Raw genomic sequence first — 24,104 nt, 5'->3', positions numbered from 1 at the left:
GTGCGGTTGAATTGTCTTGACTTATAAAAAGGTAAAGTAGTACTAAAATACTATGCAGTGAATCGAGCCATGAGGTGTTGACAGTGATCAGTATAGCAGGCTGTTGAAATTGAAATAGAGAAAACGGCCTATCTGTGGTACTTTATCGCGCATAACGCTCTACAATTATTGAGGAAAGTTATGCGCGGTTTTGACAGCAATACAGAAGCACTCTTTACCTACGTAACACCTGAATCCTTTGTCCCGAAGGACCACCCGTTGCGGGCCATCCGTAAGATGGCCGACGAAGCGCTGGCAGGGATGGACAAGCTCTTTGATAGCATGTACGCCACAACCGGCCGCTCCTCAATCCCGCCGGAGAAGCTGCTCAAGGCCCAACTGCTGATGATCCTCTACTCCATCCGCAGCAACCGGCAGCTGGTGGAGCAGATCCATTACAACTTCCTGTTCCGCTGGTTTCTCGGCATGGGCCTGGACGAGAAAGTCTGGGACCATTCCAGCTTTACCAAGAACAGCGAACGATTGATTGGCTCCGAGGTCGCCGCCGAGTTTCTTTCCCGCGTTCTGGCCCAGGCAGAACGTAAGCGTCTCTTGTCTCGTGAGCACTTCACCGTTGACGGTACTCTCATCGAAGCCTGGGCCTCCATCAAGAGCTTCAAGCCCAAGGATGGACCTCCTTCAGCAGGTGGTGGCGGCAGGAACGATACCGTGGATTTCAAAGGGCAGAAACTTACCAACGAAACCCATGGTTCCACCACTGACCCTGATGCCAGGCTCTACCGCAAGGGGAAGAACAAGGAAGCCAAGCTCTGCTACCAGGGACATACCCTGATGGAGAATCGCAGTGGCCTCATCATCAGGACCAAGGTGACAACGGCAACCGGTTCCGGGGAACGCGACGCAGCTAAGACCATGGTGCAGCAATTGCCAAGGACGACTCGGCGCATCACTCTTGGCGGGGACAAAGGCTACGACACTGAGCCCTTTGTCCGAGAGCTGCGCCGGCTCAAGATTACGCCGCACGTGGCTCAGAACACCACCAACAGGAGATCAGCCATCGACGGCAGAACAACCAATCATCCGAACTACACCATCAGCCAGAAGATCAGAAAACGAATCGAAGAAGGCTTTGGCTGGATGAAGACCGTGGGCAGATTACGCAAGACGATGTACCGGGGAATCGAGAAGATCGCCATGCAACTTGACCTGCACGCTGCGGCCTACAACCTGGTTCGGATGAAAAACCTGGGGCTCGGTGTCACCTGAGAGGGGAAAACTCCCTCGGATCAGGCTACATCAGCAGTATATGAGGTTGATAAAGAGCAAAAAGAACGTAAAGCAAAGGTTCTGAGCAACGAAACGGATTCAAAAAACGAACTGCAAAGTTCAGCGAACTAAAAGAATGTCGATTTTCAACGGCCTGATAGGCGACGCGCAACGTGTGATTCTGCAACAGGTGAACATCCTTGAAGAAGTGGAGGTTCCTCTGTTGCAGGGTTTGGGGATGGTCATCAGCAATGATATGCATGCCTCGTGGGATATGCCCGTCGCCGATAATTCGGCAATGGACGGGTATGCCTTTTCCCATGAGACATTGCAGGAGAACTGTCTGAAGGTCACGGGATTTCTCCCGGCCGGCAAGGAACGGGCAGTCCCCGTGGCCCCGGGTGAAGCAATCAAGATCATGACCGGCGCGCCCGTTCCGCCTGGATGCGACACCGTCGTGCCCATCGAGGATGTCGAGCATGTGGATGAAGGGATCAGGCTGAAAAGCGGCGTCAAGCCTGGTTCCCACATCAGGAGGAGAGGTGAGGACGTGCGGTGTGGCGAGCGTGTTGTTGCGGCCGGCACTATGCTCAGGCCACAGGAAATCGGGATGCTGGCTTCCCTGGGAAGGACCATGCTCCCGGTCTATCGCGCTCCTCAGGTCGCGATAATCGCCACCGGAGATGAACTTGTCGAGGCAGGCTCGACGCCGATCGCAGCCACGAAGATCAACAGCAACAGTTTCAGCATTGCCGCGCAGGTTGTGGAAACGGGTGCATCTCCCGTAGTGCTGGGCATCGCCAGGGATGACAAGGATTCCACCCGTGCGAAGATTCTCGCCGGTCTCCAGTCCGATGTGATCATGACCACAGGCGGCGTGTCGGTTGGTGAAAAGGATTATGTCAAAGAGGTGATTCAGGAGCTTGGAGGGGAGATACTGTTCTGGAAGGTCAATATGAAGCCCGGCAAGCCATTTGCCTTTGCCATGTTGAACGGCAAGCCGGTATTCGCGCTCCCCGGCAATCCGGTGGCTGCCATGGTGGCATTCGTGATGTTCGTTCGACCCGCGCTGCTGAAAATGATGGGGCATCTGCATATCCGGAAGCCGGTGGTCAAGGCGACCGTGACGGAACCGTACCGAAACAAGGGTGATCGTCCCCATCTGGTGATGTCCCGGCTCAGTGAAATTAATGGCGAGTATCTGGCTGAAATCGCCGCGGATCAGAGCTCAGCCAGCCTTGCAATCATGGTGCGGGCCAATGGGATCATCGAGCTTGCTCCGGGCGAAACCATCTCTCCAGAAACTCCGGTAGACGTCACGCCTTTAAACAGATCGTTTGATATGTGAGGTGTCAATGCCACCGACAGATATCTATGGAAGAATTAATTGCTATGCTTGGGCCACCGGCAAAAAGTGCTTGACAGTAAATCGGTAATGAAGTACTAGAATGCATAAATGGGGTATAAGGCGTTGTTTTGTATGGTCGGCTGTTTACAAAAATATCAAATGGGGAGGAAAAGCAATGGCTACAACAGATGCGATAATCGCCAGCACCGCACCGGGGAACCTGATCGATCACAACCTGATCGACCGTGAGGTGGAGGGCCTCTGTGACGGCATGGTCCGCTACGAGAAACGTCCTGCCAGGCGCCGTGACGGTTCAGTGGTGGAGGGGCTCTATAACGCCTGGATCATTTTCAACAATCCCACGCAGTACAACTCCTACACCACCGACATGGTCAAGGCCACCATCCTCGCGTTCCGACGGGCCTCCGTCGATCGCGAGGTGAATGCCGTGGTATTCACCGGCGTCGGCGACAAGGCGTTCTGTACCGGCGGCAACACCAAGGAGTACGCCGAGTACTACGCCGGCAACCCCCAGGAATACCGGCAGTACATGCGCCTTTTCAACGACATGGTCTCCGCCATCCTCGGCTGCGACCGCCCGGTCATCTGCCGCGTGAACGGCATGCGGATCGGCGGTGGCCAGGAAATCGGCATGGCCTGCGATTTCAGTATCGCCCAGGACCTGGCCAACTTCGGCCAGGCAGGCCCCAAGCACGGCTCGGCCGCCATCGGCGGGGCAACCGACTTCCTGCCGCTCATGATCGGCTGCGAGCAGGCCATGGTCTCCGGCACTCTCTGCGAGCCCTTCTCGGCCCACAAGGCAGCCCGGCTCGGCATCATCGCCGACGTGGTTCCGGCCCTCAAGGCGGGGGGTAAATTCGTTGCCAACCCCACCGTCGTCACCGACCGGATGCTCGACGAATACGGACGGGTCGTCCATGGCGAGTTCAAGAGCGGCGCCGCCTTCAAGGAAGGGCAGGCCCAGATCAAGGAAGGGGAGATCGACCTCACTCTGCTGGATCTGAAGGTGGAAGAGCTCTGCGCCAAGCTCCTTGACACCTTCCCCGAGTGCATGACCAAGAGCCTGGAAGAGCTGCGCAAGCCGAAGCTCCAGGCGTGGAACCTCAACAAGGAGAACTCCCGTGCCTGGCTGGCCCTCAATATGATGAACGAGGCCCGCACCGGCTTCAGGGCCTTCAACGAAGGAACCAGGGAGACCGGCCGCGAGATCGACTTTGTGAAGCTGCGCCAGGGGCTGGCCAAGGGAACGCCCTGGACCGAGGAGCTGATCGAGAGTCTGATGCCGGCGGCAAAATAGCAGCAGCAGGACCGGCGGGGTGGGGTTCGCACGATGGGACCCACCTCGCCGGGCATTTATCAGACGCTATCCCCTCCGCAATAAATACCCTGAAACTCCCGCCCAACCCCCCTTCAAAAATCAAATTCAGTTTGACAAAAAAAGTGTAAAATGGTACTTATATACCAAATTAAGGGTTGCTCTGTGTCGCGCCGCTGGAAACGGAGGATGAGGAGATGATGCGTATTGACACTCGTCAGATCATTCTTGGCAATGTAGCGCCACTAGGGATGGAGCGGGTTGAGCTTCTGGCCGCACTCGGAAGGGTTTTGGCCCAGGATGTGACGGCGCCCTGGGATATGCCAAATTACGACAGCTCGGCCATGGATGGCTTTGCCGTGCGAAGTGCCGATTGTGCCGTGGAGGGGGCGATCCTTCGGGTCGCCGGTTATATTCCTGCGGGGGGGAGCGTATCGGGTCCCGTCTTGCCGGGGTGTGCCGTTCGTATCATGACCGGGGCCATGGTTCCCCGTGGCTGCGATGCTGTGGTACCATTGGAGAAGACGGTGGAGGCCGATGGTCGGGTGACAATCCTGGCGCCGGTCCGTCAGCGGCAGCATATTCGCTTCAGGGGAGAAGATGCGGCAACCGGCGACACTCTTCTGACAACGGGCACGGTTATCCAGGCAAAGGAGATCGGCCTGCTGGCATCCTTCGGCAAGGCGGTGGTGCCTGTCTACCGCAAGGCGAGGGTGGCGGTTCTCTCCACCGGCGACGAGCTCGTCGAATTGGGCGAATCGCCGGCCGCCGGCCAGGTAATCAACAGCAATGCCCTGTACCTGGCTGCGGCCATCAGAGAGCTCGGCGCCGAGCCGATCATCCTCTCCATAGCCCGCGACAACAGGGAGAGCCACCGGGAAAATATCCGTGAGGGGCTGAAGGCCGATGCATTGATCACTTCCGCCGGCGTTTCCTCCGGCGACAGGGATTTTGTCCGGGCGGTGCTGGCCGAGTCGGGGGTCCGCCAGATACTGGGGAAGGATGACTTCAGGGGAGGGGGGCCCAAAGCATTCGGCATGAAGGGCGATACGCCGGTGTTTTCCCTCCCCGGTAAACCCACGTCCACCATGATCGTGTTCGAGGAGATCGTCAGGCCGGCACTGCTGAAGATGATGGGGCATCGTCAGGGCATCCCGCTATACTTCCATGAGACGTTGCGGGGAGCGGTGTGCAAGAAGACGACTGGCCCATCGGTGAGAAGCACGAGGGATTCGCGGCAGGTTCGAGGTGCGTATGGACGTATGTGAGCAGATACGTTTGGATATCTCCGAGGAGGTCGAGCGTCTGATGGGGGACCGCCTGATTCTGGCGGAGGACGTGCAAAAGGTGATTCATCACGCCGAGACCACCGGAAAGAAGCTGGTGGACCCTGCCACCGGCCGCTCCCTTGCCTACTATCGCCCCAAAGCGGTCACCTACTGGGTGGAATACAGTCGCAATGGTGAGGGGTATCAGGTCCATACCGCCTATTCCCACAGAATGGTGATGAAGTCGAGCGGAAGCACCAGGGAGTGGGTAAAGTCCGGCAGTGTCAGCACCTGGCACTGCAGTCAATGCCAGGCGCCCCTGGAGGTCCAGACGGTCAGGCTCCAGTACATGCAGTCCATATTTCCCATCAACCTTCCAGCGTGCTCACAGTGCGGCTTCATCCTCATAGACGAGGAACTGGCGACAGGAAAGGTCGCCGAGGCGGAGCAGGCGCTTGAAGACAAGTAACGTATCCCAACTGACCGGTGACGTGATGACCGACTGCTCCCTTGACTGGTCGAAGTTTCTCTGCAGCGCCGGACCGTGCATCCGGCCGGGAGGCGCTGTTCTCACTGACAGGGCCCTCGAAATCTGCGGTCTCCCCGGCGGCTCGTTGGTAGTCGATATCGGCTGCGGCGCGGGGGGGACCCTTCAACATCTTGAACAGACCGGCGGTTACCGCGTGGTGGGGCTCGACCATTCGGAGACGCTCCTCGGAGAATCCGCCAACAGGGTTGGCCCTGCCCGACTCGTCCGGGGGAGTGCGGAAACTCTCCCCTTCAGGGGAGCATCCTTCGACGCCCTCTTCTGCGAGTGCGTCCTTTCCGTTCTCGATGACAAGCCGGGGGCACTCCGGGAGTTTGCGCGGGTCTTGCAGGGGGGGGGATTCCTGATCCTCAGCGACGTCCTCGCCCAAGGGGAGCGCAGCCTGGAGGCGGTGGAGGGGGGGAGCCCGGCGGTCGGATTTCTCGTGAAGGATGATCTCCTCGGCCAGCTGGCGGACCTTGGCTTTTCCGTTCTTCTGTGGGAAGCGCACGACCGGCTGCTCAAGGAATTCGTCGCCCGCATGATCCTTGCCGGCGAGCGTCTTCCGGAGTCGTGGTGTGTTCGGGGAGGGAGCGGAAAAAAGAGGGGCAGATCCGGCATCACCTATTTTCTCCTGGTTGCCCAAAAGGGGGGTGGCGTTCCCAACGCCGTCGAGACCAGAATGGAAGGTCACGCATGAACGATTTGTTCTTTCGATTGGTAAAGCTGAAGGCCAAAGGGTACTGCTGTGCCCAGATCATCGTGCTCCTGGCCCTGGAGACCCTGGGCAAGGCCAACGACGACCTGGTGAAGTCGGTGGGGGGGCTCTGCTATGGCATCATCGGGAGCGGCGAGGCCTGCGGAGCCCTGTCGGGCGGGGCGTGCCTCATTTCGCTCTACGCGGGCAAGGGGGGCGAGGAAGAGATGCCCCACGAGCGGCACATGACGATGCTGAGCGAGCTTTCGGAGTGGTTCAAGGGGAGAGCCGACGCCCAGTACGGCGGGACGCGATGCCTCGACATCCTGGAAAAATTCCCCAACCAGGGGATCTGCGGCCAGATTGTGGCGGAAACCTACGGGAAGTGCATGGAGATCCTCGCAAGCCACGGGTTCGACCAGGCAGGGGGCCCAAGGGGGTGACATGGAAGAGGTGAACCTGAACATAACCGAAAGCGTCTGCCCTGTCTGTCTCAGGAGGATCGACGCGACACGGGTGCTCGAAGGTGACGAAGTCTTTCAGCTAAAGGGGTGCGGGGAGCACGGTTCCTTCAAGACCCTCATCTGGCGCGGCGAGCCCTCCATGGCCCAGTGGCGGAGGCCAAAGGCACCCGTTCATCCCGAGGTCTGCTATGGGGCCGTTGACAGGGGGTGCCCCTTCGACTGCGGCCTCTGTGCCGACCACAGGCAGCTCCCCTGTTCCGTCCTCCTCGAAGTGACGCAGCGGTGCAACCTGCAGTGCGCCGTCTGTTTTGCCGATGCCGGCTGCAGTCCGACAGAGGACCCCTCGTTGGAGCACATCGCATGGCAGCTGGAACGGGCTCTGGCGGCGGCAGGCTCGTGCAATCTCCAGCTGTCAGGCGGCGAGCCGACCCTGCGGGACGACCTTCCGGAGATCATCGAGATTGCGCGCCGGGTCGGCTTTTCCTTCATCCAGGTCAACACGAACGGCATCCGGCTTGCCGCGGACAAGAACTACACAAGCCGGCTCCGGGCGGCTGGCCTCTCGTCGGTCTTCCTTCAGTTCGACGGGGTCGATGATGGGGTTTACCGCACCTTGAGGGGGGACGCGCTCCTGGACCGGAAGCTCCAGGCAATACGGAACGCCGGCGATGCCGGGCTCGGCGTTGTCCTCGTCCCGACCCTCGTGAGGGGGGTAAACACCGGCTCCATCGGGGCCATCGTGCGGCAGGCGCTGCAACTGGCCCCCGCCGTGCGGGGGATCCATTTCCAGCCGGTCAGCTATTTCGGCCGTTTCCCTGACCACCATGGCGACGAAGGGCGCTTTACCCTCCCCGAGCTGATGAGGTGCATGGAGTTGCAGACGGAGGGGCTTCTCACGGTGGCGGATTTTTCCCCCCCGGGGGGCGAACACGCCCACTGTTCCTTGCATGCCACCTACATAAATTCGGCCGATGGCGGCCTGAGACCGCTCGGGGCAGTGGAGAGCGACAGCTGCTGTTCGACGGATTGCGACGGCGGCGGGATCGGCAGGACCGTGAAAACCATGTCACGCCGCTGGAGCCTGCCGGAGGGGGCGAAACCGGAACAGGCCACCGCCTGCTGCTGCGGGAGCAAGCCGGAGCCGGTGCGGGTTGAAGGCCCCATTGACCTGGATCTGTTTCTCAAGGGGATCGCTGCCAGGAGCTTCACCATATCCGCCATGGCCTTCCAGGATGCGGACAACCTGGATATGGAGCGGCTCAGGGGGTGCTGCATATCGGTCATATCCGCCGACGGCAGGCTGATCCCGTTCTGTGCCTACAATCTGACGGGCAGAGACGGAAAAAGCCTCTACCGCAACCGGAACGGATCGGAGGGAGTATGATCGCTCTCACCCCCCTCGAACCATGGATCAGGGCCACGGTCCGCATCGACCGCCACACGACGGGCGGTGCCTTTGATGAAGCGCTCAAGGCCTACCAGCTCCAGAGGGTGAACGAGGTTATCGGCTACGCCCGTCGCAGCTCACCCTTTTACCGTCGCCATCTGGCCCCCTTACCCGTTACCCCTTTGTCTTCTCTCTCCGACATACCCCGAATTCCCTTTACGACACCGGCGGACGTCGCCAGCGACCCATCCCGTTTTCTGGCGGTGCGTCAGGACGACATAGCCCGAATCGTCACGCTCCGTACCTCGGGGAGCACCGGTGAGTCCAAGAGGCTTTTTTTCACCGAAGAGGACCTGGAACTGACGGTGGATTTCTTCCACCACGGCATGTCGACCCTTGTCCGGCCGGGACAGAAGGTGGCGGTTCTCCTCCCCGGAGAGACCCCGGACAGCGTTGGGGATCTCCTCGCGCGGGGGCTTCAGAGGATGGATGTCCAGGCATCCGTGCTGGGCCCGGTGGCGGACCCCCACCGTGCCGCCGAATCAATCGCTTCCAGCGGTGCCCACTGTATTGTGGGCATTCCCACGCAGGTCCTCGCCGTTGCCCGCTCAACCGTGGGGGCGGCGATGGGGAACGGGCGCATCGAGAGCGTCCTGTTGAGCACCGACTACGTGCCGCAGTCGATCGCCGAGACCCTGGAGGATGTCTGGGGGTGCCGGGTGTTCACCCATTACGGCATGACCGAGATGGGGCTTGGGGGGGGTGTCGAGTGCGAGGCCCGGGATGGCTATCACCTGAGGGAGGCCGATCTCTACTTCGAGGTGGTTGATCCCGAAACCGGCGAGGTGAGCCCCGACGGCACCATCGGCGAGGTGGTCTTTACGACTCTCACGAGACGTGGCATGCCGCTCATACGCTATAGAACCGGCGACATCGCCCGCATCATGCGTCAACCCTGTCCCTGTGGGAGCGTGCTGAGGCGGATGGAGCGCGTCAAAGGGCGGTGGAGCGGTGCGATACGGCTTGACCCGGATTGTATCCTGACTCTTCCCGCCATTGACGAGGAACTCTTCCGGCTTCCGGATCTGCTCGACTACCGGGTGACGGTATCAAAGGGGAGTGGAGGTCGGCGTCAGTTGCACTTCGACGTCCACGGGGCGGAAGGCGGGAGTCTGACGGCGTGCAAGGTTCTCGAAAGGTTGAACGAGGTTCAGGCCCTGCGCAAATGCATGGACAATGGGGAACTGGCGATACCTTCCGTGCGTTTTTCGGCAGACGGCCGCTGGACCACAACCGGTGTCGCAAAAAGAAAGATAATTACCGCTGGTGATTCGGCAGTCACGCAGAATCGAGCGGTTTAACCTTCTGACAAATCAAGAGATATTCTCTTCGCTTCAGAAGAGTGCGATAAAATACGTAAAGAGGTACCAGTATACTAAATTAAGTATTGACAGCGAAACGCCGGTCTGGTAAATAGTAAGTAACTTAAACAAGCAAAGAAGTACCTATATACTAATTTATGCTTGTCAAGATATCGAGGTTTTGATATGGGTGGTGCAATAAAAAAGAGGTAAAACAGTACCGTTATATTGGTATGAGGCTGCGGCTGCGGAGACTAATCAGGAAGAGGGGTAAAAATGAGATACGCAGAGGCTGGATACTATCTGGAAGTTGACTTGGCGACAGGGAATATCGAACGGGTGGCAACCGACCCCAAGCTGATGGAGCTCCATCTCGGGGGGTTGGGTACCAGTGTCAAGGTGCATTGGGACAGGGTTCCACCGGAAACCAAGGCATTCGATCCTGAGAACCTGCTTGTATTCAGTACCGGACTTCTGAACGGTACCCCGGTTTTCAGCGCCAACCGCACCGTCGTCTCCTTCATCTCTCCTCAATCGGGCACGCTTGCTTATCCCATGATGGGGGGCTTTTTCGCGGCCGAGCTGAAGTATTCCGGCTACGACAAGATCATCTTCAAGAACAAGTCGCCCGACTGGGTCTACCTGTATGTCTCCAATAACAAGGTGGAGCTCCGTGACGCGTCGCATCTGCAGGGGAGGGGGGCGGTAGAGACCCAGGAACTCATCCGCAAGGAGCTGAACGACCCGAAAGCCCAGGTGGCCGCCATCGGCCTCGCCGGCGAGAACCGGGTCTTCACGGCTTCCATCGAGCAGTCCCGGTCGAGCGCCAGCCGGCTCGGCGGCGGCGCGATCATGGGAGACAAGAAGATCAAGGCCGTGGCCGTCCGCGGCACGGGGGATGTCTTCCTAGCCCATCCCGAAGCGTTCATGCGGGAGATGCAGGGGGTGACGGACTACATCAAGTACCGGTGGGAGAACCCCATCAAGGACGTCATGACCATCCTCTCCGGCATCGGATCGCCCCAGGAAATGCTCCATACCGATGAGAAGTGGCATACGGAGAACTTCGCCTGGGGCAATGCCCGCACCCGGAGAAGGGATTTCTGGACCGAGGAGATCGATGAGTCGTGGTCAAAGTCCCAGCATGGTGCGGTAAAGCGCCTCATCAGCTGCTATAACTGCCCGACCCACTGCGGGGCACTGATTTCCCACAAAGATACGCCCAGGTACATGGCGAAGTGCTTCGGCAAGCTCACCTACGCCATGGCGGCCTATGTGGATGACCTGGATTTCTCCTGGAAGATCCTGCAGCGCGCCACCGAGTACGGGGTTGATTCGTTCTCGACGCCGCAGATTCTCGCCTTTGCCGTTGAACTCTATGAAGCCGGCATTCTCACCGACAAGGACTTCAAAGGGTGTCCGTCCGATAAGGAAGGGAGATTCTTCTGGCTCCTCGACCGGGTCGCACGGCGCGAGGGGATCGGCGATATCCTGGCTGACGGGGTTTATTTCGCGGCCCGCAAGATCGGCAACGGCGCGGAGGCGTTTGACCACAACACCATCAAGAAGCATGAGCAGCTCCCGATCAAGCTCGGGACCCTGGATCCGCTCTACTTCCTCATGTATTCCACCAACGAGAAGATCAGCATCACCCAGATGGAAGGGCAGTGGCCCCAGTCAGCCTTCCCCACCATGGAGCAGCGGCAAGAGTTCGTCCGTGACTGGCCCCAGATCCCCGACGAGAAGTTCAAGCAGATCGTGCTCGACTGGGAACTGAGGGGGGAGAAGTCGATCCCCTACTTCCCGACGCCGGACATGTGCTCCGAGATCGTGGACTGGATGGAGATGATGCACAACATCGACGATGCAGTGGGTATGTGCTGCGGCATGTCGTCCTTCTGTCTGAAGCCTCCCTACCACATCCACAACTATCCGAAGATCATCTCCGCTGCCACCGGCATGGATCTGGACGAGGCAGGGCTGAAGCAGATTGCCAACAGGAGCCGGAACCTGCACCGGGCATACAACAACAGGTTGGGCATCAGGAGGGTCGACGAGAAGCCGCCCGAGGACCACTGGAAGAAGCGCTTCCCCGAACTCGAGGAAGAGCTCCTCTCCACCTACTACACGTACAAGGGGTGGAACAACGACGGCATTCCCACGCGGGAAAAGCTGGAAGAGCTGGACCTCGGCTATGTCGCTGACGACCTGGAAAAGAGGGGGATCTTGAAAAATGGCCAAAATTAAGAAGAAAGTCAGGACAATCACGGTTAATGCCGACAAGTGCAACGGCTGCCGGACCTGTGAGATCATGTGCTCCGCCTTCCACGCGGTTCCGCCCTACAGCAGCAACAACCCGGCACGGTCACGCATCCAGGTTATCACCAACCGGTTAGAGGACATCTGGATGCCGGTCTTTGCCGGCGAGTACACCGAATCCGAGTGCATGGGGCGGAACAAGTACATCATTGATGGCAAGGAATACAACGAGTGCGACTCCTGCCGTGCCGCCTGCCCCTCCCGGGACCTGTTCAAAGAACCCGATTCCGGTCTTCCCCTCAAATGCGACATGTGTGACGGCGAGGAGCAGCCGGTATGTGTCAAGTGGTGCCTGGTTGATGCGCTGGTCTACGAAGAGCGGGAAGTGGAAGTGGACGAGAAGGACGTAAAGGAGACGATGACCGAGATGGAAGTCGGTCTGGAATCGCTGGTGAGCAAACATGGCTTCCAGAAAGTAATGGACACTGTCGCCCGATTGTCGAAGAAGGGCTAGCACCGTACGGGTCAAGAACAGGATAGGTGATATCGTGGAAACCGTTACTCCATACAAAGAGATCATCGACGTCATAAAAGAGAAGGGGGGCGACTCGCTCAAGTACTGCTACCAGTGCGGTCTGTGCGATTCGGTCTGCCCCTGGAACCGGGTACGGCAGTTCAGCATGCGCAAGATCGTCCGTCAGGGGACGTTCGGCCTGACCGAGATCGAGCAGGAAGACATCTGGCGCTGCAGCACCTGCGGCACCTGCCCCAGCCGCTGCCCCAGGGGGGTGAACCAGATCGAGGCCGGGGTCGCCATGCGCCGGATCGGCGCGGAATACGATGTCTATCCCGGCCACGTGGGGACCATCCGCAACGTGGTGGCGAGCCTCACCTCCGAGGGGAACTCCCTGGGGGGCGATCGGACCCAGCGGGGCGATTGGGCCAATGACCTGCCGGTGAAGCCCTATGCCGAGGGGATGGAGCTTCTCTACTTCACCGGCTGTTACCTGAGCTACGACCCGAGGATGAGAAAGGTGGCCGCTGCTACCGCCGCCATTCTCAACAAGGCCGGGGTTGATTTCGGCATCCTCGGCTCCAAGGAGAGCTGCTGCGGCGAGAGCATCCGCAAGACCGGCAACGAGGAGCTGTTCAAGCGGCTGGCCAAGGAGAACATCAAGCAGTTCATCGACAACGGCGTCAAGAAGGTGCTGGTCTCCTCCCCCCACTGCTACCACACCTTCATGAACGAGTATCCCGAGTTCAAGGTGAACTTCGAGGTGGTCTTCATCTCCCAGTACATCGGCCAGCTCATCAACGAAGGGCGGCTCACGATTACCGGTGAGTTTCCCAAGACGGTCACCTACCACGACCCCTGCTACCTGGGGCGTCACAACGGTATCTACGACGAGCCCCGGGATGTGTTGAAAAAGGTTCCCGGCCTGGAGCTGCTGGAGATGGCGGACAACCGGGAAACCAGCCTCTGCTGCGGCGGCGGCGGCGGCCGGATCTGGATGGAGACCCCGAAGGAAGAGCGGTTCGCCGACCTGAGGCTCAGGCAGGCGGTCGATGTGGGGGCCACGGTGCTGGCCACCTCCTGCCCCTACTGCATCACGAACTTTACGGACAGCAGTCTGGATCTGGCGGATCATGAGAAGGTCGAGGTGAAGGATCTGGCGGAAATCATCCTTGAAGTGATCTAGGTGCCCGGGGGCACCGGGTCGGATAACGGACGAAGAGCGGAACAGCACTCCAGTCGAAGGGCGAACTCTATGAATACCTCAGACAGAAATATTGGTGACGTACTTATTGTCGGCGGAGGGATCAGCGGTATTCAGGCCGCTCTCGATCTCGCCAATTCGGGGTTCCGGGTCTTCCTGGTCGACAAATCGCCGGCCCTTGGCGGCAAGATGTCCCAGCTGGACAAGACCTTCCCCACCAACGACTGTTCCATGTGCATCGAGTCGCCGAAGTTCATCGAATGCGCCAGGAACCCCAACATCGAGATCATCACCTATACGGAAGTGGAGCGGGTGGATGGCGAGGCGGGCGATTTCCGGGTAACGCTGACCAAGAAGCCCCGGTACATCTCGGAGGAGAAGTGCACCGGCTGCAACATCTGCGTTGACTACTGCCCGGTGAAGATTCCTGACCCGTTCAACCAGAACCTGTCCGAGAACAAGGCGGTCCACATCTACTTCTCCCAAGCGGTTCCACTGGTTACCTACGTGGACCCGGAGACCTGCCTCTACCTGAAGGAAGGGAAATGCCAGATCTGCGTCGGCGCCTGCAAGACCAAGGCGATTGATCTCCACCAGAAGCCGGAGACCATGGTTGTCGAGGTTGGTGCCATCATCCTCTCCCCCGGCTACGAGACCTTCAACCCGAAGCTGCGGGGCGACTTCGGCTACGGCAGGATGCAGAACGTGGTCACCAGCCTCGACTTCGAGCGGATTCTCTGCGCCACCGGTCCTTACGAAGGGGAGATCCTCCGCCCCTCCGACAAGAAGCATCCCCACAAGATCGCCTGGATCCAGTGCGTCGGCTCCCGGCAGGTGAACGAGGGGGGGAACAACTACTGTTCGGCTGTCTGCTGCGCCTACAGCCAGAAGCAGGTGATCCTGGCCAAGGACCACAACGCCGAACTCCAGGCCACCATCTTCCATAACGACGTCCGGGCCTACGGCAAGGACTTCGAGCGCTTCCACCAGCGGGCGGAAAAGCTTTCCGACGTGCGCTTTGTCCGGAGTTACGTGACCATCGGGCGGGAGATCGAGAGCACCAAGAACGTTACCATCCGCTACTCCACGCTGGACGACGGCGTGAAGGAAGAGGAATTCGACATGGTGGTCCTGTCGGTGGGTCTCAATCCGCCGAAGGATGTGGAAGCGTTGGCGAGCAAGATCGGCATCGAGCTCACCGACCAGAAATTCTGCAAGAACAACCCGTACAATCCCATCGAGACTTCCCGCAAAGGGGTCTTTGTCAGCGGCGCCTTCCAGGGGCCCCTGGATATCCCCGAGTCGGTCGTGACCGCCAGCGGCGCCGGCGCCCTCTGCGGACAGCTTCTCTCATACCGGCGCGGCCGGCTGGAGCGGGAGCGGGTCTATCCGCCGGAGAAGGACGTGTCCCAGGAAGAGCTCAAGATCGGGGTCGTGGTCTGCTACTGCGGCGCCAACATCGGCCGGGTCGTGGACATACCCGCGGTCATCGAATACGCTGCCACGCTCCCCAACGTCTCCTGGGCCGGGGATAACCTCTTTGCCTGCTCCACGGAAAACGCCAAGCAGATCTCCGACGCCATCGTGGAGAAGGGACTGAACCGAGTGGTGCTGGCGGCCTGTACGCCGCGGACCCACGAGCCGCTCTTCCGCGACACCTGCCGGGAAGCGGGGCTCAACCAGTACTTCTTCGAGTTCGCCAACATCCGTGAGCACTGCTCCTGGGTCCACTCCCGCGAGAAGGAGAGCGCCACCCAGAAGGCGAAGGAGATCGTCCGGATGTCCGTTGCCCGGGCCGCATTCCTGGAGCCGTTGCAGGAATTCCAGCTGCCGGTGGACCACACGGGGCTTGTGGTGGGCGGCGGGGTGGCCGGCATGACCGCGGCCCTCAACATGGCCGAGCAGGGATTCGAGGTTTACCTGGTCGAGAAGGACGACGACCTGGGGGGCATGGCGCGGCGCCTCCACTACACCCTGGAGGGGATGGATGTCCAGTCCTACCTGGCGGACCTGGTCAAGAAGGTCTACCGGCACCCGCGGGTCCACGTCTGGACCGATGCGGCCATCACCGAGGTCTCCGGCTACGTGGGGAACTTCGTCACCACGGTGACCTCCCAGGGGCGCAACCGGGAAGTGAAGCACGGCGTGGCCGTGATCGCCACCGGCGCCCAGGAATACAAGCCGACGGAATATCTCTACGGCCAGAGCGACCGGGTCCTGACCCAGCTGGAACTGGAAGGGGAGATCGTTAGCGGCAGCGACAAGGTGAAAAACGCCCAGAGCGTGGTGATGATCCAGTGCGTGGGATGCCGGCAGGCGGACCGGAACTACTGCAGCCGCGTTTGCTGCAGCCAGGCCATCAAGAACGCCCACAAGCTCAAGGAGATCAATCCGGAGATGGAGATCCAGATCATCTTCCGGGACATGCGGACCTACGGCCTCAAGGAGACCTACTACCGCGAGGCGTCGGAGAAGAACGTGAAGTTCATCCGCTACGAGGCGGAGACCAAGCCGGTGGTGGCAGCTGCCGGGGATGGCTTCACGGTCACGGTGCCCGACCCGGTCCTGGGGCAGATGATGGAGCTGGAAGCCGACCTGGTTGTGCTCGCCGCTGCGGTCATCCCGGCCGAATCGAGCCAGGACGCCGGGAAGTTCTTCAAGGTCTCCAACAACCCGGACGGCTTCTTCCAGGAAGCCCACGTGAAGCTCAGGCCAGTGGATTTTGCGGCGGACGGTGTCTTCCTCTGCGGCACGGCCCACTATCCCAAGCACCTGTCGGAAACCATCAGCCAGGCCTATGGCGCAGCAGGGCGCGCCGTGGGGATTCTCTCACGGGAGACGGTCACCGCCTCCGGCGCGGTCTGCGATGTGACCGAGAGCGACTGCGTATCGTGCGGGGCATGCATCACCGCCTGTAAGTACGGCGCCATCTCCTTTGTCGATACGCCGCAGGGGAAAAAGGCCAGGGTTGAGCCGATCCTCTGCAAGGGGGACGGTCTCTGCAACGCGAAATGCCCGACCGGGGCCATCTACCTGAAGCACTACACGGACGACGAGATATTTGCCCAGATCGACGCGGCCTTTCCTGAGCACTAGGAAGGCAACAAACCAGGGGCAGCGGCTGTTGCCCGGGAAGGAGAGTACAGATGAGTACCGATCATAAACCCAGCGTAGTCGGTTTTCTGTGTACATGGTGAGCGTACGGCGCTGCCGACCTGGCTGGAGTTTCCAGACTGCAATATACAACTGAAACAAAGATTATCCGCGTAATGTGTACCGGCAGAGTCGATCTCGCCTTCGTGCTGCGGGCCTTCGCCAAGGGGGCGGACGGGGTGTTCATCGGCGGTTGCTGGCCCGGCGAATGCCACTATGTTACCGAAGGCAACTACGATGTGCTGAAGAACGTGCATATCGCCAAGAAGATCCTGGAACGGATCGGGATCAATCCCGACAGGTTGAGGCTCGAATGGATCGCCGCCTCGGAAGGAATGCGCTACGCCGAGGTGATGAACGACTTCGGCAAGCGGCTGAAGGAGCTGGGGCCGCTGGGCAAAGGGGAGGGGATAGAGGCGGGCGCCCTGAAGCTCAGGCTGGAAGCGGCCAACAAACTGGTCCCCTACATCAAGCTGGTGGAACGGGAACGGCTGCGGCAGCGCTTCAAGACGGAGCAGGAGTACACTGATTTCTTCGCCAGTGATGAGCTGAAAAAGCTCTTTGACGAACTGGTGGCGAACAAGCTGGCAGTAAGCCAGATTACGCTCCTTTTGCAGCAGAAGCCCCTTAACACCGGCGAAATCGTAAAAACTCTCGGCATGAATGCATCTGAAGTATCACGGCATTTAAAGAGTGCGACGATGCACGGGCTGGTCAGGTTCGACGAAGGGTTGAAGTGTTACGCCCTGGCCTGACAAGAAGCGGATGCGGACTAAAGAAGAGGCACTTGCAAAACGTGATGAGGAGGCCGGGATGCTAGGCGCAAGCGAGCGAGGAAGCGAGGCGTACCCGTCGGTACGTTGAGCTTTCGAGCGAGCGGCAACAACGCAGACCGGACCCGCAATAGTTTTGCAAGTGCCTCGGAAGAAAAGGAAGGCGACCATGGATATCTCAAGAATAGACCAAATCATTGACAAGCATGACGGTGAAGCCAGTTCGCTCATACAGATCCTGCTGGATATCCAGAGCGAGCACAATTGGTTGCCCAAGGAGGCGCTGAAAAGGGTCTGTGAGAGACTGCAGGTGCCCATGAGCCGCATCACGCACATTGCCACGTTTTACAAGGCCTTCAGCCTCGTGCCGAAGGGGCGCCATCAGGTCCACGTCTGCATGGGCACCGCCTGCCACGTCCGCGGCGCCCAGCGGGTTCTCGACACGGTGCAGGAAGTGACCGGCGTCAAGCCCGGCGAGACGGACTCCGACCTGAAGTTCAGCGTCGAGACGGTTAACTGCCTCGGTTGCTGCGCCCTGGGGCCGGTAATGGAAGTGAACGGCAAGCACCACGGCAACATCGCTCCGTCCCAAATTGCATCCGTGCTGAATAACTGCGAGTAAGGGTGATTTATGACAAGGTTGAACTCCCCTGAAAAATTGGAATGCGCCAGGAAGGAAATCGTCTCCCGCATTGACCCGACCAAGCCGTGTATTTCGGTGTGCGCCGGGGCCGGCTGCCTCGCCTCCGGGGCCGCCGAGGTCATCGCGGCCTTCAAGACGGAGCTCGAATTCCATGGCCTGACGACCGAAGTGAACACCAAGGGAACCGGCTGTCCCGGCTTTTGCGAGCGCGGGCCCATCGTGATGATCTACCCCGAGGGGATCTGCTACCTCAAGGTGAAGCCCGAGGACGTTGCCGAGATCGTCTCCCACACCATCAAGGAGAAGAAGGTGGTGGACCGCCTCCTCTATGAGGACCCGGCAACGGGGACCAGGGCGCTGCGGGAGTCGGATATCCCCTACTACAAGAACCAGCAGCGGAACATCCTCAGCGAGAACATCAAAATCGATTCCAAGAGAATCGACGACTATCTTGCCATCGGCGGCTACGCGGCCCTCTCCAAGGTGCTCTTCGAGATGACTCCGGAAGATGTGATGGGGGAGATCAAGAAGTCGAACCTGCGGGGTAGGGGAGGGGGCGGCTTCCCCGCCTGGAGAAAGTGGGAGGAATCCCGCAATGCCCCGGACCCGATCAAGTACGTGATCGTGAACGCCGACGAGGGTGACCCCGGCGCCTTCATGGACCGGGCACTCATCGAGGGGAATCCCCACTCGATCCTCGAAGGGCTGATCATCGGCGCCTATGCGGTCGGCGCCCACGAGGGGTTCATCTACGTCCGCCAGGAATACCCCCTGGCCGTTGAGAACATCAACCTCGCCATCCGGCAGGCGGCGGAGCGCGGGTTTGTGGGGAAGGACATCCTCGGGTCGGGCTTCGATTTCACCGTCAAGGTCCACATGGGAGCCGGCGCCTTTGTCTGCGGCGAATCATCGGCACTCATGACGGCACTGGAGGGGCGTGCCGGCGAGCCGCGACCCAAGTACATCCATACCGCCGTCAAGGGGGTCTGGGACCACCCGAGTGTCCTGAACAACGTGGAGACCTGGGCCAACGTTCCCCAGATCATCACCAAGGGGGCCGACTGGTTCACCTCGTACGGCACCGAGGGGAGCAAGGGGACCAAGATCTTCTCCCTGGTGGGGAAGATCACCAACACGGGCCTGGTGGAAGTCCCCATGGGGGTCACGGTCAGGAACATTATCGAGAACATCGGCGGCGGCATCCCGGGAGGCAAGAAGTTCAAAGCCGTGCAGACCGGCGGCCCCTCCGGCGGCTGCATCCCCGAGGCGATGCTGGACCTGCCGGTGGATTTCGACGAGCTGACCAAGGCGGGATCCATGATGGGTTCCGGCGGCATGATCGTCATGGATGAAGATACCTGCATGGTCGATATCGCCCGGTACTTCATCGACTTCCTCAAGGATGAATCGTGCGGCAAGTGCACGCCGTGCCGGGAGGGGATCAGGCAGATGCTGAGGGTCCTCACCAACATCACCACCGGCAAGGGTAAAGAGGGTGACATCGAGCTACTGGAGGAGCTGGCCGAGTCCACGGGAGCGGCCCTCTGCGCCCTGGGCAAGAGTGCTCCCAACCCGGTCCTCAGCACCATCCGCTACTTCCGGGAAGAGTACGAGGCCCACATCAGGGACAAGAAATGCCCGGCCCTCTCGTGCAAGGAGATGATTGCCTTCCATATCGATCCGGAGAAGTGCAAGGCCTGCGGCAGCTGTTTCAGACAGTGCCCCGCCGAGGCGATCCACGGCGGCAAGAAGCTGATTCATATCATCGACCAGGAAAAGTGCACGAAGTGCGGAACCTGTTTCGACGTCTGCCCGTCTCGCTTCGGCGCGGTGCGGAAGATTTCCGGCGAACCGGTTCCGGCCCCGATCCCTGAAGATAAACGAGCCATTGCCTGAGAGAGATAACCATGAGCGAAATCACGTTGCAGATTGATGGGAAAGAGGTGGTCGCAACCGAAGGGATGACCATTCTGGATGCGGCCAGGTCCGTAGGCATATCAATCCCCACGCTGTGCCACCACGAGAAGCTGGAGCCCTATGGCGGGTGCCGCATATGCACCGTGGAAGTGGAAGTCCGCGGGTGGCCGAAGCTGGTCGCCGGCTGCATCTACCCGGTCGAGAAGGGGCTGGTGGTAAGAACCAGGAGCGAGAAGATTGACAAGATCCGCAAGGTGCTCCTTGAGGAGATGCTGGCCCACGCTCCCGATGCCGAACCACTGCAGGCCCTGGCGGCGGAATACGGGGCTGATCGGGAGCGTTTCGACAAGCATCCCTCCTTCTGCATCCACTGTGGTCTCTGTGTCAGGTACTGCGCCGAGATCAAGAAGAAGAACGCCGTGGGCTTTGTCGACCGGGGGTCGAACCGGGAGATAAGCTTCATTCCAGAAATAGCCGCCAAGGAATGCTGGGACTGCAAGGAGTGTTTCCCGCTCTGTCCCACCTCGGCGCTGCAGGCGGCATACGTGCTGGCCGGTGCGCTGATCGCGCCGGAGGAGGAAAGCGCTGGCGGGTGTGGGTGTTCATGTTCGTGTAGTTCCGCACCGGAGAATAAGGTCGGGTAGTATCTGCCTTCAAGGCGAGGACGATTGCGCTGCTCAACGTCCCCAACAACCCGAGCGGCTCCATGAGCGGCAACGTCACAAGCAAAGGCGGTAGGGATTCCCTGCCGCCTTTGCATTTTCCTGCCGGACTCTCGCCCCTCCATTTTTTGCATTAAACAGCTTGATGATATAAGCGTATTATGGTACTAAAATACTATAATAAAAAATTGAGTTTTGGATACTTGTATGAAAGAACAGATTTTTATCCGCAATGCCATGCCGTCCGATCTTGAAGCGGTAATCGCTTTGGACGATACGACCCCTGTGGCGGAAAAACAAGCCTATTGGAACGGTATCTTCGAGCACTACGTGAACTGTGGACACAATGGCTGTCATTTCCTCGTAGCCGAAATCAGTGACAAATTCGTCGGGTTTATCGTCGGTGAAGTCCGGGCATGGGAATTTGGCTCTACTCCATGCGGATGGGTCTTCGCGCTTTCGGTGTCGTCACGGCACCGGAAGATGGGGGTTGGCCAACGTATGTTTGAGGAGATATGTAAATGTCTGAAGGCCGCCGGGGCCGCCGCCATCCGCACTATGGTAGAGCGTGACAACAAGCTGACGTTGTCGTTCTTCCGCAACCAGGGGCTATCTTCCGGCAGATATGTAGAGCTTGAAAGTAGTTTGGTTTCTGCTGCAAAAGATTAATTTTTACAAATCGATAAAATTTTCTTGACTTGAAATTGGTATTTAAGTACTTATTTGCTTGAAGTGAACGGCGTTTTATTGTTGAATGGAGATAGGGCAAACCATATACAAACTGCCTGGGAAAGGCCTGAAAGGAGACAACAATGAGTGTGACGACAGAATTGACCGATTACATGGGGTTTCAGGGGCTTCTAACCGATGAGGAGAAACTCGTCCGCGAGACTGCCCGCAAGTTCGTCAATGACGAGGTGCTGCCGATTATCGAAGAGCACGCCCTGAACGAGACCTTTCCCAGTGACCTGATACCCAAAATGGGCGAGCTCGGGTTCTACGGTCCGAATCTTCCCGAGAAGTACGGCTGCGCCGGACTTTCCAACGTGGCCTACGGCCTCCTGATGTACGAACTGGAGCGCGGCGACTCGGGCCTCAGAAGCTTTGCGTCGGTCCAGGGCTCCCTGGTCATGTATCCCATCTACGCCTACGGCAGCGAGGCACAGAAAGAGTACTGGCTTCCCAAGCTTGCCGCCGGCGAGAAGATCGGCTGCTTCGGCCTGACCGAGCCGGACTTCGGCTCCAACCCGGCCGGCATGCGCACCAACGCCGTGCGGGAAGGGAACGGCAAGTGGCGGATCAACGGCTCCAAGATGTGGATCACCAACGGCAGCGTCGCCGATGTGGCCGTGGTCTGGGCCAGGACCGACGACGGCATCAGGGGCTTCCTGGTGGAAAAGGGGACCCCCGGCTTCTCCGCCCCGAAAATGCACGGCAAGTGGAGCCTGCGGGCTTCCGTCACCTCCGAGCTCGTTTTCGAGGATGTCATCGTCGATGAAGAAAAGAGCCTCCTCCCCAACGTCAAGGGTCTGAAGGGACCCCTCGGGTGCCTCACCCAGGCCCGCTACGGCATCGCCTGGGGAGCCCTGGGTGCCGCCGACGCCTGCTACCAGGCCGCTCTCGAGTACGCCCTCAGCCGGATCCAGTTCGATAAGCCCATCGCCTCCTATCAGCTCCAGCAGCGGAAGCTGGCCGAGATGGTCACCGAGATTACCAAGGGGCAGCTCCTCGTCATGCAGCTTGGCCGCCTCAAGGACCAGGGGAACTACAGCCCGGCTCAGGTTTCCATGGCCAAGATGAACAACGTCCACGTGGCCATCAACATCTGCCGCACCGCCCGCACGATCATGGGTGCCAACGGCATCATGAGCGAGTATCCGATCATGCGCCATGCCAACAACCTGGAGGCGGTCTACACCTACGAGGGGACCCACGACATGCACCTCCTGATCATCGGCGAAAAAGTCACCGGCATCTCGGCCTTCCGGTAAGGAGCGAACGTCCATGAACGAAGTCTACGTAATCGAATCGTTGCGCACCCCCCTGGGGTCTTTCGGGGGGGAGTTGTCCGAGGTGGCGGCGCCGCGCCTGGCCGCAACCGTCATCCGGGAGCTGCTCCAGCGCTCCGGCCTCCCAGCTGAAGGGGTGGACGAGGTAATCATCGGCCAGGTTCTCGCGGGGGGTGCCGGGCAGGCCCCGGCCCGCCAGGCCATGCGCTACGCCGAACTCCCCGACTCCATCCCCGCCATGACCATCAACAAGGTCTGCGGCAGCGGCCTCAAGGCCCTCATGCTCGGCGCCGGCTCCATCCGCCTCGGCGAAGCCGATGTGGTCATTGCCGGCGGCATGGAGAACATGTCCCTGGCCCCCTACGTGCTTGGCAAGGGGCGCTACGGGTACCGCATGGGGAATGGCGAGCTGATCGACCTGCTGGTCCATGACGGCCTCACGGACCCCTACAGCGGCAATCACATGGGAGTCATCGCCGAGGCCACCACCGAGAAGCACGGCATCTCCCGCGCCGACCAGGATGCCTTTGCCCTGCGCTCCTACCAGAAGGCCCAGGCAGCGGTAAAGGAAGGGGTCTTCCGGGATGAGATCGTCCCGGTGATCAAGAAGGGACGCAAGGGGGACGTGACCGTCAGCGACGACGAAGAGCCGTTCAAGGTGGACTTCGACAAACTCACCGGACTGCGTGGCGCCTTCAAGAAAGACGGCACCGTCACCGCCGGCAACGCCTCCACCATCAACGACGGCGCAGCCCTGACGCTTCTGGCCAGCGGGGAGGCGGTGAAGAAATACGGCCTCAAGCCCAAGGCCCGGCTGGTGGCCTCTGCTTCCAACAGCCAGCATCCGGATCAGTTCACCGAGGCACCGGTGGGGGCCATCGAAAAGGCCCTTGCCAAGGCAGGACTCAAAGCCAGTGATATAGACCTCTTCGAGATCAACGAAGCCTTTGCAGCCGTGACCATGCTTGCCATCCGGCAGCTGGGGCTCGATCCGGAAAAGGTCAACGTCAACGGCGGGGCCGTGGCCATCGGCCATCCCCTGGGGGCAAGCGGCGGGCGCCTGACCGCTACCCTGGTTCGGGAGCTGCACCGGCGCCAGGCCCGCTACGGCCTCGCCACGCTTTGTATTGGCGGCGGCGAAGCGGTGGCGGCAATCTTTGAGCGGGTCTAGGATTAAAACACTGAGACACGGAGACACAGAGAAATTCAAAGGCAATAAGCACAGGTTCAACACCGTATTGCATGATTTAATTTGGCCTTTCATAAAGTGTAACGATTCAAACGCTTTTCTCTGTGCCTCTGTGTCTCTGTGGTGAG

20 protein-coding genes are annotated in these 24,104 nt (G+C 59.8%); all 20 read left to right on the top strand.

Annotated elements, in window-relative coordinates; all coding sequences use genetic code 11:
* The first annotated feature begins 180 nt into the window (after positions 1-180).
* The 20 genes from GPICK_RS09470 to GPICK_RS09375 all read left to right on the top strand — a co-directional run bounded on the left by GPICK_RS09470 (position 181) and on the right by GPICK_RS09375 (position 23,958).
* Positions 181-1,266, top strand: coding sequence for an IS5 family transposase (locus GPICK_RS09470; RefSeq protein ID WP_039739717.1), 1,086 nt, complete (start codon positions 181-183; stop codon positions 1,264-1,266).
* Between the two features lie 136 nt (positions 1,267-1,402).
* On the top strand, positions 1,403-2,614 hold the full coding sequence (locus GPICK_RS09465; RefSeq protein WP_039742576.1) for a molybdopterin molybdotransferase MoeA: 1,212 nt from the start codon (positions 1,403-1,405) through the stop codon (positions 2,612-2,614).
* 175 nt (positions 2,615-2,789) lie between these two features.
* Positions 2,790-3,932 (top strand): 6-oxocyclohex-1-ene-1-carbonyl-CoA hydratase, encoded by a 1,143-nt coding sequence (oah, locus tag GPICK_RS09460; RefSeq protein WP_039742573.1) that lies wholly within the window; start codon positions 2,790-2,792, stop codon positions 3,930-3,932.
* A 215-nt stretch (positions 3,933-4,147) separates the two neighbouring features.
* Complete coding sequence (locus tag GPICK_RS09455) at positions 4,148-5,218, top strand: molybdopterin molybdotransferase MoeA (RefSeq protein ID WP_052263385.1); 1,071 nt, start codon at positions 4,148-4,150, stop codon at positions 5,216-5,218.
* Positions 5,219-5,258: 40 nt separating this feature from the next.
* Positions 5,259-5,687, top strand: coding sequence for a DVU_1557 family redox protein (locus GPICK_RS09450; protein WP_236685524.1), 429 nt, complete (start codon positions 5,259-5,261; stop codon positions 5,685-5,687).
* Positions 5,674-6,444 (top strand): DVU_1556 family methyltransferase, encoded by a 771-nt coding sequence (gene trsM / locus GPICK_RS09445; protein ID WP_236685523.1) that lies wholly within the window; start codon positions 5,674-5,676, stop codon positions 6,442-6,444. The genes GPICK_RS09450 and trsM overlap by 14 nt, the downstream gene beginning before the upstream one ends.
* Complete coding sequence (locus tag GPICK_RS09440; RefSeq protein ID WP_039742569.1) at positions 6,441-6,884, top strand: DVU_1555 family C-GCAxxG-C-C protein; 444 nt, start codon at positions 6,441-6,443, stop codon at positions 6,882-6,884. Before trsM ends, GPICK_RS09440 begins: the two co-directional genes overlap by 4 nt.
* A gap of 1 nt (position 6,885) precedes the next feature.
* Positions 6,886-8,289 (top strand): radical SAM (seleno)protein TrsS, encoded by a 1,404-nt coding sequence (gene trsS / locus GPICK_RS09435; protein WP_039742568.1) that lies wholly within the window; start codon positions 6,886-6,888, stop codon positions 8,287-8,289.
* Positions 8,286-9,653 (top strand): DVU_1553 family AMP-dependent CoA ligase, encoded by a 1,368-nt coding sequence (locus GPICK_RS09430; protein ID WP_052263383.1) that lies wholly within the window; start codon positions 8,286-8,288, stop codon positions 9,651-9,653. The genes trsS and GPICK_RS09430 overlap by 4 nt, the downstream gene beginning before the upstream one ends.
* Positions 9,654-9,929: 276 nt before the next feature.
* Positions 9,930-11,900 carry an aldehyde ferredoxin oxidoreductase C-terminal domain-containing protein gene (locus GPICK_RS09425; protein ID WP_039742566.1) on the top strand — a complete coding sequence of 657 codons (1,971 nt, stop codon included), beginning with the start codon at positions 9,930-9,932 and terminating at the stop codon, positions 11,898-11,900.
* A complete protein-coding gene (locus tag GPICK_RS09420) occupies positions 11,887-12,426 on the top strand; it encodes a 4Fe-4S dicluster domain-containing protein (RefSeq protein ID WP_039742565.1) in 540 nt (179 codons plus the stop codon). Before GPICK_RS09425 ends, GPICK_RS09420 begins: the two co-directional genes overlap by 14 nt.
* 34 nt (positions 12,427-12,460) lie before the next feature.
* Complete coding sequence (locus GPICK_RS09415) at positions 12,461-13,612, top strand: (Fe-S)-binding protein (RefSeq protein ID WP_179944508.1); 1,152 nt, start codon at positions 12,461-12,463, stop codon at positions 13,610-13,612.
* A gap of 69 nt (positions 13,613-13,681) precedes the next feature.
* Positions 13,682-16,726: an FAD-dependent oxidoreductase gene (locus GPICK_RS09410; RefSeq protein ID WP_039742561.1), complete on the top strand. Its 3,045-nt coding sequence runs from the start codon at positions 13,682-13,684 to the stop codon at positions 16,724-16,726.
* Positions 16,727-16,776: 50 nt separating this feature from the next.
* Positions 16,777-17,538 (top strand): hydrogenase iron-sulfur subunit, encoded by a 762-nt coding sequence (locus GPICK_RS09405; protein ID WP_084201403.1) that lies wholly within the window; start codon positions 16,777-16,779, stop codon positions 17,536-17,538.
* A gap of 187 nt (positions 17,539-17,725) precedes the next feature.
* Positions 17,726-18,178: a complex I 24 kDa subunit family protein gene (locus GPICK_RS09400; protein WP_039742557.1), complete on the top strand. Its 453-nt coding sequence runs from the start codon at positions 17,726-17,728 to the stop codon at positions 18,176-18,178.
* Between the two features lie 9 nt (positions 18,179-18,187).
* The gene (locus tag GPICK_RS09395; protein WP_039742555.1) at positions 18,188-20,095 is read left to right on the top strand and encodes an NADH-ubiquinone oxidoreductase-F iron-sulfur binding region domain-containing protein; all 1,908 of its coding nucleotides are present in this window, start codon (positions 18,188-18,190) and stop codon (positions 20,093-20,095) included.
* Positions 20,096-20,106: 11 nt separating this feature from the next.
* Complete coding sequence (locus GPICK_RS09390) at positions 20,107-20,760, top strand: 2Fe-2S iron-sulfur cluster-binding protein (protein WP_039742553.1); 654 nt, start codon at positions 20,107-20,109, stop codon at positions 20,758-20,760.
* A 225-nt stretch (positions 20,761-20,985) separates the two neighbouring features.
* Positions 20,986-21,447, top strand: coding sequence for a GNAT family N-acetyltransferase (locus GPICK_RS09385; RefSeq protein WP_039742551.1), 462 nt, complete (start codon positions 20,986-20,988; stop codon positions 21,445-21,447).
* Positions 21,448-21,590: 143 nt separating this feature from the next.
* Positions 21,591-22,769: an acyl-CoA dehydrogenase family protein gene (locus GPICK_RS09380; RefSeq protein WP_039742550.1), complete on the top strand. Its 1,179-nt coding sequence runs from the start codon at positions 21,591-21,593 to the stop codon at positions 22,767-22,769.
* 13 nt (positions 22,770-22,782) lie between these two features.
* Positions 22,783-23,958, top strand: a complete 1,176-nt coding sequence (locus GPICK_RS09375) for a thiolase family protein (protein ID WP_039742548.1) — start codon at positions 22,783-22,785, stop codon at positions 23,956-23,958.
* Positions 23,959-24,104 lie beyond the last annotated feature (146 nt).

This window comes from Geobacter pickeringii (genome assembly GCF_000817955.1).
GTDB classification, from domain to species: domain Bacteria; phylum Desulfobacterota; class Desulfuromonadia; order Geobacterales; family Geobacteraceae; genus Geobacter; species Geobacter pickeringii.
This window is presented reverse-complemented; position numbering and strand designations above follow the sequence as displayed.